General features: G+C 57.3%; 19 protein-coding genes. All 19 read right to left on the reverse strand.

The window, feature by feature from the left end:
* Positions 1-4: 4 nt before the first annotated feature.
* Positions 5-349, reverse strand: a complete 345-nt coding sequence (locus tag MRX98_RS03435; RefSeq protein ID WP_246903008.1) for a hypothetical protein — start codon at positions 347-349, stop codon at positions 5-7.
* A gap of 254 nt (positions 350-603) precedes the next feature.
* Positions 604-1,257, reverse strand: coding sequence for a thioredoxin family protein (locus tag MRX98_RS03440; protein WP_246903010.1), 654 nt, complete (start codon positions 1,255-1,257; stop codon positions 604-606).
* 162 nt (positions 1,258-1,419) lie between these two features.
* Positions 1,420-2,331, reverse strand: a complete 912-nt coding sequence (locus MRX98_RS03445; RefSeq protein ID WP_246903011.1) for an NAD(P)/FAD-dependent oxidoreductase — start codon at positions 2,329-2,331, stop codon at positions 1,420-1,422.
* A gap of 53 nt (positions 2,332-2,384) precedes the next feature.
* Entirely contained in the window at positions 2,385-3,422 is a 1,038-nt protein-coding gene (locus tag MRX98_RS03450; protein WP_246903064.1) for a CobW family GTP-binding protein, read from the reverse strand.
* A 156-nt stretch (positions 3,423-3,578) separates the two neighbouring features.
* Positions 3,579-3,869: a hypothetical protein gene (locus MRX98_RS03455; protein ID WP_246903012.1), complete on the reverse strand. Its 291-nt coding sequence runs from the start codon at positions 3,867-3,869 to the stop codon at positions 3,579-3,581.
* Positions 3,870-3,941: 72 nt separating this feature from the next.
* On the reverse strand, positions 3,942-4,346 hold the full coding sequence (locus MRX98_RS03460) for a hypothetical protein (RefSeq protein WP_246903013.1): 405 nt from the start codon (positions 4,344-4,346) through the stop codon (positions 3,942-3,944).
* A gap of 126 nt (positions 4,347-4,472) precedes the next feature.
* Positions 4,473-5,408 (reverse strand): uroporphyrinogen decarboxylase family protein, encoded by a 936-nt coding sequence (locus MRX98_RS03465; RefSeq protein WP_246903014.1) that lies wholly within the window; start codon positions 5,406-5,408, stop codon positions 4,473-4,475.
* Between the two features lie 203 nt (positions 5,409-5,611).
* Entirely contained in the window at positions 5,612-6,217 is a 606-nt protein-coding gene (locus MRX98_RS03470; RefSeq protein ID WP_246903015.1) for a DUF2284 domain-containing protein, read from the reverse strand.
* Between the two features lie 3 nt (positions 6,218-6,220).
* Positions 6,221-6,691 (reverse strand): DUF6951 family protein, encoded by a 471-nt coding sequence (locus tag MRX98_RS03475; RefSeq protein WP_246903016.1) that lies wholly within the window; start codon positions 6,689-6,691, stop codon positions 6,221-6,223.
* On the reverse strand, positions 6,672-8,732 hold the full coding sequence (locus MRX98_RS03480) for an ASKHA domain-containing protein (protein ID WP_246903017.1): 2,061 nt from the start codon (positions 8,730-8,732) through the stop codon (positions 6,672-6,674). Before MRX98_RS03480 ends, MRX98_RS03475 begins: the two co-directional genes overlap by 20 nt.
* A gap of 167 nt (positions 8,733-8,899) precedes the next feature.
* Positions 8,900-9,565 carry a cobalamin B12-binding domain-containing protein gene (locus MRX98_RS03485; RefSeq protein ID WP_246903018.1) on the reverse strand — a complete coding sequence of 222 codons (666 nt, stop codon included), beginning with the start codon at positions 9,563-9,565 and terminating at the stop codon, positions 8,900-8,902.
* 91 nt (positions 9,566-9,656) lie between these two features.
* Entirely contained in the window at positions 9,657-10,775 is a 1,119-nt protein-coding gene (locus MRX98_RS03490; protein WP_343217725.1) for a uroporphyrinogen decarboxylase family protein, read from the reverse strand.
* Positions 10,776-11,729 carry a hypothetical protein gene (locus tag MRX98_RS03495; protein ID WP_246903021.1) on the reverse strand — a complete coding sequence of 318 codons (954 nt, stop codon included), beginning with the start codon at positions 11,727-11,729 and terminating at the stop codon, positions 10,776-10,778.
* A gap of 280 nt (positions 11,730-12,009) precedes the next feature.
* Positions 12,010-12,678: a response regulator gene (locus tag MRX98_RS03500; protein WP_246903022.1), complete on the reverse strand. Its 669-nt coding sequence runs from the start codon at positions 12,676-12,678 to the stop codon at positions 12,010-12,012.
* On the reverse strand, positions 12,671-14,785 hold the full coding sequence (locus MRX98_RS03505; RefSeq protein WP_246903023.1) for a PAS domain S-box protein: 2,115 nt from the start codon (positions 14,783-14,785) through the stop codon (positions 12,671-12,673). The genes MRX98_RS03500 and MRX98_RS03505 overlap by 8 nt, the downstream gene beginning before the upstream one ends.
* 109 nt (positions 14,786-14,894) lie before the next feature.
* Positions 14,895-15,497, reverse strand: coding sequence for a 4-vinyl reductase (locus MRX98_RS03510; RefSeq protein WP_246903024.1), 603 nt, complete (start codon positions 15,495-15,497; stop codon positions 14,895-14,897).
* The gene (locus MRX98_RS03515; protein ID WP_246903025.1) at positions 15,498-16,022 is read right to left on the reverse strand and encodes a hypothetical protein; all 525 of its coding nucleotides are present in this window, start codon (positions 16,020-16,022) and stop codon (positions 15,498-15,500) included. It abuts the gene before it with no gap.
* Positions 15,997-17,808 (reverse strand): GTPase, encoded by a 1,812-nt coding sequence (locus tag MRX98_RS03520; RefSeq protein WP_246903026.1) that lies wholly within the window; start codon positions 17,806-17,808, stop codon positions 15,997-15,999. The genes MRX98_RS03515 and MRX98_RS03520 overlap by 26 nt, the downstream gene beginning before the upstream one ends.
* A gap of 3 nt (positions 17,809-17,811) precedes the next feature.
* On the reverse strand, positions 17,812-19,659 hold the full coding sequence (locus MRX98_RS03525; RefSeq protein WP_246903028.1) for a dynamin family protein: 1,848 nt from the start codon (positions 19,657-19,659) through the stop codon (positions 17,812-17,814).
* Positions 19,660-19,700 lie beyond the last annotated feature (41 nt).

Consider the following 19,700-nt stretch of genomic DNA (forward strand, 5'->3'; position numbering starts at 1 on the left):
GGTATCAGCGTCTATTGCCTATTGCCTCTTCGATGGCCTCCTCGAGCTCAAAAACCGGCGGGATGGCATCAAAAACAAGTTCGCCGTCGATAAACAAGGACGGTACCGGAGCGACACGGAATTGCTGATGAACGCCCTTTTCTCCATATAGTGAATAGGACAACTCCAGGAAACGCCGCCGCCCGTCGCCGCGCAGAAACTCGACCCGTCTATAATCGACAAAACCTTGATAACGCTTGATGACCTCTTGAACCGTTTGATCCATGTAGAGGCAAAGAAGACAGTAATCCGCCTTGTAAACAACTTCCAAAAGAATTTTTTCAGGTTCCAAAATCGCGGCGAAAGTCATATCGGCTCCACAGTAACGCCGCCTCACTTCCCAGCAGGCCGGCGGCTTGCAAGTCTTGCATGGCCCTGAGGCGGTTGCCCAGGGAATAAAAACAAAGCGCTCTCCGCAAATAGGCTTCCGCAAGCGCTTTGTCCGCACCGGTACCTGATCGCATTGTCAAATCCGCAATGCGATCCGTCAGTTCTCGTGCATCCCTCAACGATGATCGGGTCATAAATATCCACCCTCGTGCCGATGTTGCCACGCAACCGGCATCAGAGTGCATCGTTTGCCAATGCACCGGATGCGGCGCCCATTTCCGACGTACCCAATTCAGCCAACAAGATTCGGCGGATTTGATCCGGTTTTAAAACCTTGCCGGCCGACAGCAGCTTGCCGTTGAAAGCCAACCCAGGGGTCATGCGCAGCCCCAGCTGCTGGAAGTACAAGATGTCGCTTCTTTTGATGAGTGCCAGCCCTTCCAGGCCTGCACCCTGAACCGCCTCCGCGGCGTTTTCATAAAGAATCCGGCAATTGGGGCATCCAGACCCCAGGATTTCCAAGACGTGCCGATGCTGTTGCGATTTGCCACCGCTTTGGCCAAGCCATTGTAGAACCTGCTCCCGCGAAGGGACACTGCCATTATGCACCAATCTTCCGATTACGACAAGAACGGGCGTCATCAATATGCCTGCCCCAGCGGCGGTCCGCTGGCAGGGCCTAAGGGCCTCGTCCAATTCCGGTGACCATCGGTCCCCGGGGGTTGCGCAGCATTGATTCGCGGAAGGGTCCACCTGTTCATCCATCAGACCGTAAACCCCATCCCAGTCGATGGCAACTCCGGTTTTGCCTGCGACATCCTTGGCAGTACCCGGCACCAACCCGAGAGATGCCGCGAAGCGTTCGGCCGCCACGCTCGTATAATCCATGTGGACCACCTTGCAGGCCAGTCCCATTTGATTGACAATGTCCTGCACCATGCGGGTGAGCCGATCGCAACGTGGGCAAGGCGGTTCGGTCCCGATGATCCATATTTCGTCGATTTTCATTGCAAGACCTCCTCTTCCACGCAGTCATTGATGTCACCTTGTTCACCGCAAGCGAACCGAGGCGCTCTTTGCCGCCCGCGCGCCGTCGGCACAAGAGGTGAGCACCTGCCGCAGGTTGGAAGCGCGCACATCACCTGCGGCAAACAGCCCTGGATGGGATGTCATCAGGTTGGCATCGGTAACCAGATAACCGTCGGCGGACTTTTCAAGGCGAAGGTCGAGACAATCGAGGTGCGGTCGCCAGCCGATGGCGAGAAACACGCCGTCAACGGCCATCTCCCGCACCGGACCCCCTTTTTGCTTAACCAGTAAAGCTTGCAGGTCCTTTTCCCCCCTGAAACCGATCACCTCGCTATCCGCAAAAATTGCAACTTTCTGCTGTTTTTTTAGCAGTGTCGCATGGGCGGCATCCATCAGCGGTGCCGCGCTGCGAAAAACGAGGATCACCTTTTCAGCTAACCGCGCCAGGGTGACGGCATGCTGAACCGCGGTATTATCACTGCCCACTACGGCCAGCGTGGCCTTCTGGTTGCGATACAGCGGGCCGTCGCAAACGCTGCAGAAGTGCACACCGTTCAACGAAGGGTGTTCCCCGGGCAGCCGAACGGGCGCATGACCGGTGGCGACGATTGCAACGGCCGCGGCGTAGGACCGCTCTTTATCGTCCACTGCCAGAAACAAGTTGCGGTCCTGCCCCAGCCGTCGCAAACGGGACATGGTAAAGCAGGCCCCTTCGGCGGATGCCTGTTGAAAAAGCCGCATGCCGAATTCCATACCCGCAATCGGCTCGCCCATCCCCGGGAAGTTGGTCAGCCTTTCGACCATGTAAAGGGAGCCGCCGGGTATGTCACCGAAGACGACGGTCCGCAGCCCCAATCTTTGGGCGTATACCGCCGCCGTCATTCCGGCTGGACCGGTTCCTGCGATTATCAGATCGTAAACTTCGGCGGGCATGGTTGCCTCCGGGTGTGAAGCCAAAGCCGCTCAAACCGCCCGGTTGAAAGGCCTCATGACGACGAATAGGGCTGGTAAATCCCCAGGCCCTCCCAACTGCCGGTCCGGGTGGCGGACTCGATTTGCGCTGTTGTTTCCGGCGGACCGATGAAGACCACCACGTTTTTGTGCTGGATGCGGTCCGTAGGAATCCGGACGGGTTCGATGGTCCAGTCGCCAAGCACGAAATTGAACAACAGCATCCGGCCCTCAGATTCGAGAAACCCTTTGGCTCGCAATACTTTGGCGGTCAATGCATTCGCCATGGCCTCGATTTGCGAATGCTGCTTTCCGGTCCAGCGATAAGCCACCGATACCAACAGGTCCGGTGGTGTTATTTGAAGATCCGGGCTGTCCAGCAATGCGTCAAGATATTGATCCAATTCCGCTTCGCTGAGGAGGTCGTTGGACTGGCTGCCGCCGTCCTCCGGAAGAGCGGCGACCACCTCTGATTTCGAGGCGAAATCAAAAAAAGCGTCCATAGGAATGTTCGCATAGCTGGTTTCCAGAAAGCGGGGAGCGGGATGGAACTGTTCGATCACTGCTTTGACGGCTGCAATGGTCTCGGCCGTAGTGCTGTCCACCTTGTTGATAAGAAAGACGGTGGAAGAAGCGATTTGTTTCTCCAGCGATGCGTAGACCTCGAAAGCGTCAAGGAAGTGAGCCGCATCGATGATGCAAAATTGCTCCTTCAGGTGGAAACGATCTTTGAAAATGGGCAGTTGCAAGTCCTTTTTCAAATCGGAAGGATTGGCTACCCCGGTAGACTCGATCAGCAGGACGTCAGGTCGGACGGTCATGCAGAGTTGATAAAGTCCCTTTATGAAATCGGTTTTCACGCAGACACAGAAAATCGATCCCTTGCTGATCTCCATGATGTCGAGATCTTCGCCCTCGACGAGGGTGCCGTCCACACCGATTTCACCGAATTCATTGACCAGCAGGGTCAGTTTGCGATCCTTGGGGAATCGTTCGATGACCCGGTTCAAGAACGTGGTCTTGCCGGCACCGAGGAAGCCGGTGATCAGATAGACGTCGGTATGCTCGGGCATAGCCACCACCTCCTTGGCTTCACTGATTCGTCATCACCGCTTGTAACGGTGGAGAACGCCGGCCGCGGCCCTGCGAACCCGCCCTACTTGAAGGCGGAGTGTTTCACCCAACTGGGGAGGCACAGCGCTCCTTGGTGCCTTACCGCCGCGCTAAGGTCAGTCCAGCGTTTCGGCCCTGCCCTTGGCCAGTGCCAGGGGATTGAGGCAGAAACGGCACACACCCAACCGGTTGGAAGCCGGATTGAGTCGGCGCCACAAATTGCTGTAGCAAGAAAGGGTTTGATCATCGACCATTCCCGACAAATCTTCGGGAAACTCCAATTGCCGGATGCGATCCGATTTTCCACAGTAGGGGCAGGTGATGCCGCACAGCGCCACCTCGGTAAGTGGCAGATTGGTTTCGATGATCAGGGCCTTGAGCTGTTCGACCGTATCGTGCACCGGCAATAGCGTTCACCCATTCTGCGCATGAGGGCAAGGCCGGATCGTCGACCGATCCGGCCTTGCCGTAGTTTTAGATTACTTGCGCTCCGAATCAACGCGGGTCGACAAACCGGAACCCGCCTTGGCCAGATTATCCTGAAGCTTGTCAAACTCGAACCCCACGTCGCGCAACGAAAGAATCCGCTCTTTCATTGCCTCCGAAGGCGCCCGCTTGGCCATCTCATCGATCAACTCCTCATATTGGGGGATGATGCTTTCAAAAACCAGGTCGCCTTCGATACAGATGGTCGGCAACACTCTCCCTTTGAGTTCGATGAACTTGGCCACGCTGTCCTTGTTCTTGATCGACCACTCCTTGTACTCGATCATCTCCTGCACATCCGTCGGCAGGGCGGCGATGGACTCCATCATGTATCCGCAGGCCGCACACTGAACGCTGTCCAAGGTGAGGACATCGATGGTGATTTTTTGGTCTGCCATGATCCGAAACCTCCTTTTATGATTGTTTTACCAGGACTCCGGATACTTGGCGTAGTACTGCTCATACCAATCCCTGGCTTCGATCGCTTGGTCCATGTGTTCCACCGGAACATCGTAGGGCATGTCTCAGCCGGGTGCGAAGGTGTAGCCATGTTGCCCTCCTGCAGCAAGACTCACAATCGCGTCCTCCCTGGAGGAAAGCAAGCCCAAACTCAAGGCCAAGGTCAATTTCAGGTTACCGCCGAAGCCCACGCCATGTTTGCGCGCCAGATCCCGGATAAAGACCAGGTTGAGCTGCTCATCAATGGCGAAGCCATGGGTACCGATCTTGCAAACGTCTTCCATCACCTTGGTGGCATCGCCACAGATGAAAAAGGAAGATGTCTTGCCGGCGTCATGAATCACCTTGATGGCTTCCTGGCAGTTGGGGGTGACGAACTCCTTGAAGGTCTCGGATTTGATCTGCGAGGCGACGGGATCGACAATGGCGATGATGTCGCACCCCATATCGGCATAGAATTGTGCGGCCACGGCGCCGACTTTGCCGGAAAATTTAAGGACCTCGTGGGCGAAGTCTTTGTGCTTGTAAACATCCGTGAATATGCGCACGCCCGCCAGGTGCGATGCCAAGGTCAGAGGACCGCAGAAAAGGCCCATCATCGCGCAATCCGCCTCTTCGAGTTGCGGTTTGGCAATTTTGGCCGCTTCGTAGATAACAGGCCACCTGCCCGACTCCTTGGTAGGAAGTTTGAGCCCCGCCTGCGCAGGTGTCTGATTGGAACAGGGATGGTTGGTGACGGAGGGCACGTTGTCGCCCCACCATTTGAGATCGCACCCAACCGAGTTGGCCTCAACCGACAGATCGAACAGCAGCGGAATTCCGTCAGCTTTGTAGCGCTTGGCAGCGTTGACAACCCCCTTTGCCAGAAGTGCGGCATCCTTGAGCATTTTGTCCGCCGGCTCATTGATCAAAAACGCACAATGAACGCCGGCGTAGGGCACCCACGGGGCTTTCGCCGTTCTTTTCCCCCGATAGGCATCGATAAGCATTTGCTTGGCCATGAGGAGTCTCCTAAAAAGTGTTGTCGGTTATCGATCCTGTTTGCGGTCCCATAGCGTTTCTCAACTGATAACTATCACCTCCTCTCCATCTACCGGAAGGCACGCACTGATAGCCGAATGCCCCCTTAAAAAAGCATCAGCCACCCGGGAAAGCATTTCGGCCGAGATCGAAAAGCCGGCAGCGATCTTCCGTGAAATTGACATTACTCTACCAGGATAAGACCGTAATAGTTATATGTAGCATTGGTATCGCTGGCCACATTGGCGGATCTGCCAAGGTTGCGAAGGGTACCGATAACATCGATTGAAAAAGATTCCACCGACGGTCTTTTCTCCTGTGGAAAACGGCAGTCTTCAGGATAGGCGCACTCCTTGCAGAGAGCACAACATTCGCCTACCAGACTGAAGGCTTTGTAGTAACCTTCCAGGAACAACAATCGTTCCATCCCCACCGTACCGCGCCAGCATCGGACTTGCAGACTGCGCTTGCGTTGATTGTCGCGATAAAAATCGGGACAATGCTTGCTGCCCACCAGAAGCAAGGCGGTGGTATACTCATCGATGATCTTACGCACTTTTTCGGGCCGCGGTGTCGCCGGCGGGCAGCACCAACTGGTATTGTATTTGCTGCACCCGTAACGGCACTTCAAATGAACCCACTCCGCCAGAATGATCTTCTCGACGCTGAAGGGGTATACGGCGTTGATGCCATAATTTTTTCCCTGTTCAAGTAGCTTTTCGACCAACTCCTTGCTCATGCATTCGTTGGACTTGAAAGGGACGATTTTGGGTGGCTTCATGGCGTTCATTTTTCAAGAACCTTTCGACCCTTGTCGGCTGTCCGTCTTTGCGCATTGGAAGTGAATACCGGCATCCTTGGCAACGGCCATACCCATGGCCGCTTCCACCGCCTTGAGCACCGCAGCGGGCACGAGACAGGAGCTGTGGCAACCCATTTTTTCAGCGATTTGATAGACCGGGTTGCGCGAAAACGGCAGGAACAGCTCTTTGACTGTAATTTCGGTCAGTTCGCCGGCCAGACGCTGAACCTGCTTGCACTCCGATGCGGCAATCGTGACCATGACCTTTCGTCGTCCGGACAAGCAAGCGGTTATCTCGCAGTTGAAGCCGCAAATGCCGGGTTGCGCAGTGACTGAAACAGCAGGCGCTGTTGTGTGTGAACAAGATTCCATGTTTCTATCCGGCCGGGTGAATAATAACGGCTGCTTTCCGGGACCCCGGCGGGGTCCCGGAAACGGCCCTTTATTGGTCCAGGATTTCATCCGGAACAATGCCTCGCAAATGCGGAAATTCGTCTTTCATATGGGGCAGTTGCATCGCCTCCATAAAGTCCTGCTGGAAGGTCGGCTCCACCGTCAGTTCGATATACTCCACGTTGCGCGAACACCAGTTGGCCTCGACACGCTTCTTGACGTTCAGCAGGGCCGCCCGGCAACCGTCACCTGCGGCATTGCCCACGCTCTGGATCATTTCGATTTCGCAGTCCGGGAACAGGCCCATGATCAGCGCCTTGGTGCGATCCACATGGGTGCCGAAGGCGCCGGCGATCTTGACCTTGTCCACCTTCTCCAACCCCATTCGCTTGACCATCAGCTTGCAGCCGGCATACAGCGCCCCTTTGGCCAGCTGTATCTGCCGCACATCCTTCTGACTGATGACAATATCCTTGTCGATGCTGGATTCTTCGGCCCAGGCGAGAACAAACTCAGGCTGCTTGTTGTCGGGGTTGATCCGAAAACGGGTGCAGTCCTTGAGCGCCTTCTTGTTGAAAACACCGCTCTTGGTGATCACCCCGCTGCTGTACAACTCGGCCAGCACATCCAAAATGCCAGATCCGCAGATGCCTTTTGCCTTCATCTCCTTCGGCTCGGAGTATTTGCGCCAAGCATCGCGGCCGATGACCTTGTAGTTGACTTCCTTGGTTTGGGGATCGATCTCGATGCGCTCGATCGCCCCGGGGGCCGCGCGCATGCCGAATGAGAGCTGGGCACCCTCGAGGGCCGGCCCCGTAGCGCACGAGGAGGAAATCAGTTTGTGCCGATTGCCCAGGACCAGTTCGCCGTTGGTGCCGATATCGATGATCAATTGGTTCTCTTCGTGCTTGTAAGGCTCTTCGGCGATCAGCACGCCAACGTTGTCTGCGCCCACAAAACCGGCCTCATTGGGCAGCACAAACAAGTAGGAGGAAGGATTGATCTTGATGCCGAGATCACGGGCCTTGATATCCATGCTGTGGTGAATGACCGGCGGAAAAGGCGCCATTCCGACGAACTCGGGATTGAGCCCCAGCAGGATGTGGTGCATGGCCGTGTTGAACCCGATGGTGATATCCTCGATATCATCGCGGGTCAGGCGCAAATAGGTCTTGCCCTCTTCGGGAACTTCGATAAACTCGTCCGGCCCTTCTTCGCCCTTTTTTTTCTTCTTTTTCTTTTTCGGGGGGTATGTGTTGGCGATGGCCTGGTCGATGAGATCGTTCAATCCCTCGATGATATCATCGCTCATCCGCTGGAGGCCGTCTGTGCTGGTCATGTGAAAGGTGATGCGGGCCATGACATCCTCGCCATACTTGCACTGCGGGTTCATCATGGACACCGTGTCCACCACCGCCATGTTGGTCAGGTTGCAGAAATAGGCTGCGACGGTGGTCGTGCCGACATCGATGGCCAGACCGTAGGCGTTTGCATCCTTGCCGGGGCGGATACGGATCACTTCTTTCTCATTCCACACACTGACGGTCACCTTCCAATTGCCGTCCCGCAGGGTCGTGGGCAGCGTCCGCAGTGTAAAAATATCAACGGTCAGGTTGCTCAATCCGTAATCCCGCTCCAACGCCTTGCAGACCCGCTCGAAATCGGCCATCGGATCTTCGAAGGTCGGGGAGTCTACTTCCACATAGTACAACTTGACCGCCGGGTTGTGGTCGATATGGATGTCGCGGGCCGCCTTGGACACGACTTGCTTGCCGGCACGAGACTCCTCCGGTACGAAAACCAGCAGATCTCCCTGCACGGTTGCCACGCAGCCAAGGCGAAACCCCTTCTTGCGGCGTTCCGCGTTGATGTATTTCTCTTCCTCAACCTGCCAGGGGCTGACACTCTGCATTCCGGAAGTGACGCCGTATTTTTCAAAATGACCTTCTTCGATTCTTACGACGCACTTTCCGCATACCTTTTTTTCACCGCACAGGGCTTCGATGTCCACACCCAGCAACCGCGATGCCTCAATAAGGGTAATACCTCTGGGCACTTCACCTCTTCGCCCGGAAGGTTGAAATATGACCATGGCCTTATCAGAATCCATTGGCGCTGCTCCTTATCCGTCTATTTATCTGAAAGTGATCGTGTCGCTATGAAAGGGATCGCTTGGGGGACGCAGGTCGGTTTAATGTGTAAGCTGCCTGAATGGAATAGTTTTTCCCTCCAGCCGGCCATCATGGCCGGCCGGAAGGTTTCTGTCCAGCTCAGTCGCTATTTCTTGCCCTGCATTTCCCGGAGCCGGCCGATCATTTTGATGCCTTCGGAAACGGCATTGCCGGCGGACTCGGCATAACCATCAGCGCCGAAGAGGTTGGCCACGTCCTTGGTCACCGGCGCGCCACCAAGCATGATGGCCACGTTGGGATTCTTATCCTTGATCATCTTGATGACCTTTTTCATGCCCAGCATGGTGGTGGTCATCATGGCCGACATGGCGACCACTTCAGAATCGGTGCGCATCTGTTCTTCGACGAACTTCTCCAGCGGTACATCGCGGCCCAGATCGTGCACTTCCCAGCCGGCGACGTCGAACATCATTTTGACCAAATTCTTGCCGATGTCGTGGACATCCCCCTGGATGCTGCCGATCACCACCTGGGCATTGAGCCCGCCCTCCTGCTTGGGAACATGGGGGCGCAGGATACCGAGGCCCGCGTAGAGTGCATCGGCGCACATCAGCACCTCCGGCACGAAATATTCGTTGCGGTCATAAAGCTCGCCGACGACCTCCATGCCGGCCGCCAGTCCGTCCATGATCATCTCCAGTGGTACGTAACCATCATCCAAAGCCTGCTGTGCGGCCTCCTTGACAGCCTCTTCATCGTATTCGACCACACCGTTCTTCATTTTTTCCAACAGTTCCTCTTTTGTCGCCATGTTCGCTACCTTTCATTCACTAGTTAGGTTGATATGGAGATCGATGCCGATCGCTTGCGGCAATCGTAGCATTACCTTGGCCACTCCGAATTTAAAGCCGTCCGACCGCCGGACTTGGCTTACTGCCGTATTCCCTTGCTGTTTTTACGATGGCACGCATGTTCTCTTCCTTGATGTCCGGCCACAGGTCGCACCCCGGCCAGACCGCATCCACTGTACCGTCTATGTTCTGCTTGATGCCCGCGACGGCCTCTTCCACTGTTGTCTCTGCTTTGCAGGGCAATGCAAACACATCGAAATTTCCCAACAGCAGATTGTCGTTGCCGATCTTTTCGCGGGATTCGTTCAGGCAGTTCTTGATGTCCACGCTAACCGCATCGGCACCGCAATCCGCCATCATCTCGATAATCAGGTTGGTGGCGCCACAGATATGCAACACCTTGGGCGATTTCCAGGCGGCCAGGATCTTGCGCATTCTGGGCTGGATCATATCTTTCCAGGTGCGCGGGCTGATCAGGTCCGTTCCGGTGCCCATTTCCCGCAGGGTGATGAAGTCGGCGCCCGCCGCCTGATAGGCCTGCCCCACCTTGATGATCATGTCGGTGATCTTATCAAGGGTCTCCTCGACCTTGGCTTTCTGTTTGAATACGCCTTTGAGGAGAATGTCCAATTCCAGCAACTGACCGGACATGGTGAAAGGACCCAGGGTCCATGCCCCTAAAGCCAGTTCCGGCGCTTCTTTCTTGCATATTTTCAGTGCTTCCACGACCAGGGGCATGCGCCCCAGCTCCATGATGTTTTTGGGAATTTGCACCTCGTCCATGCTTTTCCACATTTTCTCGGGAATGGTCGGGTAGAGAATGTCCATCGAATCTTCGTAAAGACTGATCGTGTTGCCGATGGCTTCCGATTCGCAGGTCATGTCATAGGGCACGACCACGGAATCGAATCCGAACATCCGGCTGGATGCAATTGCCGATTTGGCCATCATTTCGGCGTTGGTGTGAACCTTGGGGAATTGATATCCCAGCTCCTTGATGGCAGGCATCAAAACCATTCCCATGCCGCTGAAAAAAGGCATCATGTCCACCGGTTCCTTGCGAAACATCCTCATCACGCGTTCTTTGGGCGTCAATTCAGCCATCATTTCGTCCTTTCTACTTATTGATATTGGGGCCATCGGCCGCTCCATCACGGATCGACGGCACATTTATGCCAATGTTTTGAGTTGTTCGACAAAATCCGGGAACAGTTTGAACAGCGGATGGTTTGGATCTTTGGGCAGCTGCTTGGTTTCGGCGAACACAGCGGTGGCCAGGAAGGCTTCGGCCTCGGCGACAGCGGGCAAAATGCGGGTGGCCCCCGCCATCGGGCCGGAAAAGATCATGTCGTGAAAAAAGAAGGCCGACAGCGACTCCAAGGCGGCGTCGGTGGCGGACCAGCCCTTGAATCCCCACGTATCCTTGAATCGTTTCAAATCCATGTAGGAGCCGTTGCTCGGCGCGCTGGCGGCGGGGAAGCCCCATTTCTCCTTGATCATCCGGTTGGCGATACCGCAAAAGGCGGTGGCGGGTCCGTTCATAACCGAGGTGTCCACGAAAATACTTTCAAATTTAGCGCCGACCTTTTCAATGGCGTCGAGCAGCTTCTGGGTGCCGCTGATCCGTCCGCTGGGCATCTGGTCCTCCTGATCGAAGGCCACCAGCAATACGTGCTTGACGCCGATTTGCGCGATTTCACGAATTTCGGTCTCCAAGTCCTTTTCCCAAACCGTCAGGCTGTTGTAGAACATCCGATCCAACAACCCCTTCTCCGCGCAATAAGCCGCTCCTTCCAGTTTGGGTTTCATCACCCAGGCATCGATGCAAAAAGGCATTGAGCTGTTTTCACTTACAAAATCAATAAAACGTTTGAACTCGTCCCCTGTGTTGGCGACGATGTCGGCCATGCCGGGCACACCCGTTTCAGCCGTGAGGCGCTCCTGGGTTTGTAACAACTCCTTGGCCCTGACTTCGTCGAACCCCTCCTTGCGTTTACCTGTAAAAACCTTGTCGCCCTTTTGAAAAATCGAGCTGACACAAACGCAAGGGTATTCACCGGGTTGGCCGCCGAATTTCACGCCCCCAACTTCGCACACCTTCTGTTCGGTGCTGAGTCGAAACATCACAACCTCCTTTGTGCGGTTATATTGACGAATGTCGAACGGATAGGGCCTCGGATCCCTTTGACCGGATGGATGCTGAAACCATTCATAGCGCAAAGGAAAGGCGATGAATATCGTCCATTAGCTGATTTTTCATTTAATTATTATAAAATGGAAAAATTAGGGGGCGGAATATGGCCGGTGAGGGGGATTCAGCACAGGGGGTGGTCGACCGCATTTTTCAAAGGAATGGCGTTTTCACCCCAAGACGCGGCTCCACGCGGGGGCCGCGGTTCCCGCATCACAAGGATGGGTCCACCAGGCCAAGCTGAATGGCGAAGTGAATCAATTTTCCCGGCGAATCAATGTTCAATTTATCCATTATGTTGGCACGGTGGGATTTTATCGTGCTGATGCTGACGCAGAGCATGTCCGCGATCTCTCTGGTGGAGTGCCCCTCCCCGATCAGTTGAAAAACCTCTCGCTCCCGATTGGTGAGCTGGCTGAAACGGTCGGCGATGGTGCTCTTTTTGCGGTCGTCGGGCAGGTGATTGGCGTCGACAAGGACCTTGGAAATGGTAGGGCTCAGGTAGGTTTCGTTTTTCATGATCGATCGGATGGCCTTGATGATTTCCCGACCGCTGGCATCCTTTAGCAGGTAACCGTTGATACCGGTTTCCATCAGGTTGTGGATGTAGTGCTCGTGGGAATACATGGAAAGAATCAGGATTTTGGTTTTCGGCAGGTGTTTGCGAATTCGCTTGGCTGCCTCGATGCCGTTCATGCGGGGCATGGCGATGTCCAGGATGACGATGTCCGGTTTCAGAGCCACCGCCTGTTCCATGGCCATGTGACCGTTGGTGGCCTCGCCGACCACCTTGAAATCCGCTTGTTCCTCGAGCAGCCGTGCCAGCCCCTGGCGCACGATGGTGTGATCGTCGGCCAGCAGGATCCGGATCGGATCAATCATTTTCAACCTCCTCATCCAAGGGCAGTTCGATTCTTATCCGCGTGCCTTCGCCGGGCTCGCTCCGCAGAATAAAGGTGCCGTTGAGCAACGAGGCCCGCTCGCGCATGCCGAGCAAACCCAGGCTTTGGTGGTCCCGGCCGATGATGTGGGTGTCGAAGCCCACACCGTCGTCCTCTGCCAAAAAAATGATGCGCGGATAGCTTTTGATGATTGAAAGGCTGAATTGTTCAGCACCCGAGTGCTTGAGGGCATTGGTCATTGCTTCCTGGCTGAAACGATAAAGAATGGTTTCCATGTCCACCCCGAGGCGGCGATCGAAGCCGATGATCCGAAACTGAATGTCGATTGTGGTACGCTTTTGTATTTCTTTGAAATATAGCGCCAATGCCGGCTCCAGCCCCAAGTCGCTGAGCAGGGTAGGGTGCAGACGGTAGGACATTTGCCGTATTTCTGTGGCTGTCCGCTGGATCATGTCTCTTATTTCTTTGATTTCTTGCCGCATCGCCATGCCGGATGCATGTTTTTCCTCCAGGCGGTCAAGACCCAGTTTGATCGCCGTCAGGGACTGACCCGCCTCATCGTGCAGCTCCCGGGCAATACGGCGCCGTTCTTCCTCCTGCCCCTGAAACAGTTTTTCGGTCAGACGCCGCAACTCCTGGCGATGCCTTCGTATGGTCAGCATCATTTGCGTGTTCTCAATAACGCCGCCGATGAAATTGCCGATCGAACCCATCAAGTGCGCTTCGTGGGTGCTCAATACTCTTGATTTCGGGATATTCATTCCGAAAAACCCGACAGCGCGGCCCTTGAAAGTGATCAGAAAGCAGGTCAAATGCAGATTGGTTTGCGCACCGGCAGCATGGTAGTGCGCATGAAACGGCGGAAACGCAGCTTCGGGGGACAAGCTCTTTTGGTCCTCGATCAAGTGCTGCATCAATATTCTGTCGCTGAAAACCAATTGGTCGGACTTTTCGTTGATTGCTTCGGGAATGTTGTGACGGGCCTGCAGATGGATCCGTTTAGCGTCATGATCGATGATGAAAAGGCCTCCCCGCTCGAGTTGCAACACCTTGATCACTTTTTCAAGGGTGACCTTCAGGGTGTTTTTAAGGTTCATGGTGTGGTTCAAGGCGACCGCGATACTGTTCAGGATGGAAAGCTCACGATTGCGTTGATGAATCACCTCTTCCCTTTGCTTGCGACGGGTGATGTCCTTGATTATGCCTTCCAGTTCCACTTCGCCGGTGTGAGCGTTTTCATAGATGCGACTGGAAATGAGCACATGCAACCTGGACCCGTCTCCGGTTTTGAACTGGGCTTCATAGTCCTTCACGAAACCGGCTTTGGTAATGGCGGCCACCAATTTCTCGCGGTCCCGGGGATTGAAATAGAGGTCCTCCGCCCGCAGACCATCCAGCATCTCCTGTTTTGTCCTGTAACCCATCAATTCGACGCCGGCCTGATTGATATCCAGAATGCGGCCTTGCAGGTTGGTCGTATAGATCATGTCGTGGCTGCCCTCGAAAATCCGGCGATACTTACGCTCCCGGCGGGCCACCTCCTCCTGGAGCTCCTTAATGGCAGTGATGTCCTTGAATACCTCCAAGCCGCCGGTGACGCGCCCTTCCTTGTCCCGGAAGGCAGACGTCGAGCAGATGATCGGCACCTTGCGCCCCTCGATGTTGCGAATTTCGTATTCCCGGTTATGAATGTCATGGCCGGCCGCCACGGCTTTTTTCAAAGCGCAATCATACTCGCAGATGGAATTTTTGAAGACATCCTTGCAGTACATGCCGATGGCGTCATGGGCTGTAAACCCGGTGATTTTTTCCGCTGCGGGGTTGAAGAAGGTGATGCGCCACTCATGATCGGTGGTGAAAAGACCGTCGGGCAGGCGATTGAGAATCTCGATGTAGCTTTCTTCCTTGGCGTATATCCTTTCCAATGTTCGGCTGTGGTGCTGCTGCAACTGCTGGGCGATGAAAAGAGTCGTGGATATGCCGTCGGCTTTGCATCTCGCATGAAAATAGGCGCATGACAGGCAGTTCGCCAGTTTCCGATAGAAATTCTCTTCCACGGAGCCGGTGCAGTGGGTTCTCGGCAACAACCAGCATTTGGAGATGCTTTTACCGTGGCTTGGACAAAGCACCGTTTGACAGCGCAGATAATCCCAGCAACTTGCTTCGGTCGGTGCGATGCATTGATCCGAGCGGCATTCAACGCAGTGATTTTCGCGCAACGAATTCACAATAAGGATCTCCTTTGGCGCGGCACAGGGGCTCGGTGGCCGAAAAGGTGAAACATCCTTCCGGGTACCCTTCGCCATACAGCAGATCCATGAAGGCCCCGGTCACGCCCCTCAGCATATAACACTTGCCCGTGTCGGCGATCCCGTTGAGTTCGACATAACCCTTGGCTTCGTAGGAGTCGCCGACCCTAATGACAAGATCGCTGCCCGGAATCAATTTCTGCACTTGCAGATCGCCCCATCCGAAGGCCACGGCAACTTGAACAAACCCCATCAACTGATCTTCCTTGCGCTCGATCATGGGCTGGACGATCTCATCCCATTCCCATGAGTTCCGGACACCTTGAAAAGTGGTGTAGCCGCATTCCTGCGCTGCCTGGATAAGCAGCTCGGCCGCCTTGATGCCTTGGACTTCCTTGATCCGCTTTTCAAAGTCGAAGTTGATACGGTTGTAATATTGGGTCGAAAAGATGGAGAGGTAAACGCCGAACAAGGGAATGATGCCCCTGGATTCTCTGATCCGGCTGCCCTCCATCACCGCCTGGACGATTTTTTCCCCGTCAATGGCCATTCAGTGCGCTCCAATCTGAAAAATGCAATCCGGATCCCGCATCATTTTACACTTGATCTCCTTTACCATATAAGTGCCGGCCGGTTTGCCGAAAACACATGCCATCGCCCCCGCCAGCCAACCGCAGGTAAAATGGCAACCGGGCGTATTACGGCATCCGTGCTTTGCCAGCCAACCGGTCACATGGTGACTGTCCGAACTCACCGCGTATCCCGTGCCTGTCTCGAGATCCTGCAGATGAATGATGCCCAGGCCGCAATTTTGATACCATATCGAACACATCTCGAGTTTGGATTTGATGGTTTTAAGCCCCTGATATTGTTCGAGCAGCGGTTCCAAACCCTGGAAAGCGGCCTCTTCGGCGGCCTGATAAATAATTGCCGTTCCCGCATGCCCCAGAGTGTCTTCGAGGGTTTTCTGCAAATTGATATTGTAATGGTGGCAGTGAATGGCAACGTGCTGCCCGGACAGTACGACTTGATGATGCCTGCGGTCCAGTTCATGTTTCCATTTCATCTTGGCCATTGTCGTTTTTCCTGTTGGATTGTTTCTGATTGCCCATCTCGACGACAAACCGGGCCTGGACGGCCACCTCGCCGCCGGCTTCCAAATTGTGATCGCCCATGGCCTTTTCAACCGCTTGGAAGGCGCGGCGCTGAACGCGATCCCGGCGCACGGCCATCCGCACCACTGCCTGCAGCAGGAAGAAGCTGAGCAGCAGCACGATGGCGATGGTCAGCAGGGCGTGCACGAAAAAGTCGCCCCCCATGATGGTGTGGGTCAAAAAACGGGAGGCGGTCAGCCAGCCGACGTAGCCCAGCAACGCGACGGTGGGCAGGTTGAAAATCAGTTGCAGCAGAAAGCCGCTCATGCGGTCGGCGCTGCGTTCGATTTCGTTGTCCAGGCCGTTGCGCCAAAGGTTCCGCGCCATCGCCGCGGCGTTCTGCCGGCCGCTGTCGTCCAGGCGGCGCACATCCGGATCGAAACGGCCCCGCACCAACTGCTCGCCGATGTCCGGCCAGTGGGTCCACCACACCTTGCGAAAGGCCTGCAGGGCGCCGTCGACCCGGGTTTCGTCGTTCAGGGCGTCCAGGGCGGCGCTGCTCTCCTTGTAGCGGCGCCAGGCGGAGACCGCGCCCCAGATCTGGCGCAATGGATTGCCGAAACGCACCAGGGCGGTCAGGCCGGAGCCGAAGAGCAGCAGGCGGGACCAGAGGGCCACCAGCCAGCCCACCGGTCCCACCCAGCGCTGGGCCAGGGCTTGGTAGAGCCGCACGTGGAGCCCCAGCGCCAGTCGCCGTTCGTCGGCGCGCAACCGTTCCAGGGCTTCGTGCAAGGCCGCCTTTTCCGCCGTGGCGATGCGGGCGAGGGCCTCTTGCAGGGCCGGCCGGTCCGCGGCCGCCGCGCGGCTTACCTGGTCGGTGATGTAGTCCCGCAGTTGGCGGGCATTGGCCAGGCGGCGATCCGGACCGGCGCCGGGACGGTTGAAGGTTTCGAAGATGAGGCTGCGCAGTTCCTCGAACCGGTCCAGGTCGTGGCGCGGGCCGGCTTGGGGGTCCCAGCGGGGCCGTTGCAGGTGGCGCCGGGCCGACACCGGCAGCACCGCCGCGGGCACCGTGTCCCAGGCTTCGGCCAGATAGGTTTTGAATTCGGGCAGGATGGTGTCGCTCAACTCCGCGGCGTCCAGTCGATCGCACTGGTTGACCACGGCCACCAGGGAGGCGCCGTGAAAGCGGCTGACCAGGGGCGCCATCAGGTCCATGTGATCGCGCCGCTTGGGGTTCTGGGCGTCGAACACACAGAGCAGTACGTCCGAATGGGCGACGGCCTGGTGGATGAGCGGCAGGTGGTCCGCCTGGTGGATGGAGTCGGTATCCGGCGTGTCCACCAGGATCAAATGGCTCAGCATGTCGGCGCTGCGGTCCGCACGGATCAACACCTGGTCCGGGTCCAGGGGGCCGAGCAGCTGGTCCACCGCTTCGGCGTCGTTGGACAACACCACTATTTGCCGGGTGGTGGGCCGGTTGCGCCCGGTGGGCGACAGGTCGTCGACGCCGGCCAGGGCATTGAGCAGTGTGGATTTGCCCGCCCCCGAGGGACCGACGAGGGTCACCACCAAGCGACGGTCCAGGCGTTGCCGCATGGCGGCCATCATCTGCCGCGCCTCGGCCGCCTGTTTGGCCAGGGCCCGGGCCGGCCGCCACAAGGAGAGCCGTTCCAGGCGGTCGGCCAGATCGGCCATGGCCCCCATGTGGGTCTCCATTTGGCCCAGGGCATCGAGGGCGGCCAGTTCCGGACGCACCGTGGTCATGGGTTACACCTCCTTGAGCGCCGCCAAGGCGCCCGCGACGGCTTGCAGGCCGTGATCCGCGGCGACGGTCGCTTCCCGTGCGGCCGTGAGCACCTCCCCGGTGATTTGGGTCTCGAACAGCTCCGCCACAGTGTTGAGCTTGTGGGCCAGCCAGGTTTGCGCCACCGGCGCCAGCAACTGCTCCAGTTGGCGCTGATCCGCCGATTTCATGCCGGCCGTGGCGGGGATGGCGATCAGCGCCACCAGGTCGTTGAGCCCCAGCAGGCCGGTCAGCTTGACCTTGATGCCCACGGCACCCGCCGGGTCGGCGGTGTGCAGAATGTAGGTGACGGCGGCGGTGGCGGGAATGACGTTGAGCATGGCGGCAAAGGTTTGCCGCACCTGGTCCATCAGGCCCATGCGTGCGCGCAGGGCGTCGGCCAGATCGGCCAGGTCTTTCTCCAGGGGTTCGGACCAGCTCAAAATGGTTTCACGTTGATCCTGGATACGGGTCAGGATCTCCTGCCACGCTTTGCGCCGCAGCCCCTCGCGGGCGGGCCGCACCGTGGGGTGGGCCGCCACGGTGGCGGTCGGCGTGGTGATGTGATCCGCCACCAGCGCACGGTGCAAACCGGTGGCCGCCTGGATCAGGTCCAGACGCAATTGATCCGGCAGGGAAGCTGCGGCAACCTTACCCGTGCCGTCGGTGGAGACTTCCTGTGCCGGCCGCAGCCGGCTTACCGCCGATGCCACCATCTTGTAGGGCCACTCCACCACCCGGCCGGTGCGCCGCATCCATTTAATATGGGCCGGATCGCCGGCCTGCCAGATGTCGGCGAAGCGCCGCAACACCTGGTCGGTGGGAAAGTGGGACAACGCCTGCTGCACGGCCTTTTGCTGGGCGCTTTCCAGGGCGCCGATGTAATCGCCTAAATCGGCGCGGCTGCGGCGGGCCTGTTCCACCATGCGGCGGGCCTGGGCCACGGCATCGGCCAGCATGTCCCCCATCAGCCGCCGGCGCAGCGCACCGGTGTCCAACGTGGCCAGGTCGGCGGCCAGATCGGCCGGTTCGCCTGCCAGGGTCCGCAGGGTCACGGGTTGCTCTCCGGCGGCCACCCGGTTGTCCTCGTCGGCCCGCAACACCCCCAGCACATGGCGTTTGTGATCCGGCCCATAGAGATTGGCGGCCACGGTGGCTGCATGCGCCCGCACCTCGTCGGCGGTGAAGGCGGGATAGACCCGGTAGACCAGGTAGCAGGGACGGGTGCCCAATTGGGTGAGCAGTTGGGCGATGAAATCGGTGTTGTCCCGGTTGTTGTAAGTGGCGTTGGTAAATATGTAGATGAAGGCGTCGGCGCTTTCCAGGCTTTGGCGCGCCTGCTCCCGGTTGTGGTAGGCGCCCCGCGCGCCGGTGTCGATATCCGGCGTGTCCAGCAGCACCACCTCTTGCGGCGCCCCTGGGTGGCAGTGATAGAACGGATCCCCCGGCGTGGTGAGCTGTTGGGCGTCGGTCAGGGGCTGCAGGGGTCCGCCGAAGGCCTGGGCCAGATAATCGAGCAACCCGGCCTGTTGCAAATGGCGCGGATGCAGGGCGGCCAGCACCCGCCGGTTCAGGCCCGCCCGCCCGCCCATGGGCGACACCGCTTCCCCCACCAGGCTGTTGAAGAGGGTCGATTTACCCCCCGAGCCACCGCCGCAGACCGCGACCACCATGGGAAAATCGGGGTGCAGCTTGGGCAGCAGCTTCACATCCAGGGCATGGGTCCAGGTCCGCAAATCGTCGCTGTCCGCGGCACCCAAGGCGGTAAGCAGCGCGGGCAGTTGTTCGCGCAGGGTTTGCATGGCGGCGCCGGTGCGGGTATCCAAGGTCATATGTTCACAGTCCGGTTTAAATTTTGCGACCAAGCAGCTGC

Origin of the sequence: Desulfatitalea alkaliphila (assembly GCF_022968795.1) — a bacterium.
In the GTDB taxonomy this organism is placed as follows: Bacteria; Desulfobacterota; Desulfobacteria; order Desulfobacterales; family Desulfosarcinaceae; genus Desulfatitalea; species Desulfatitalea alkaliphila.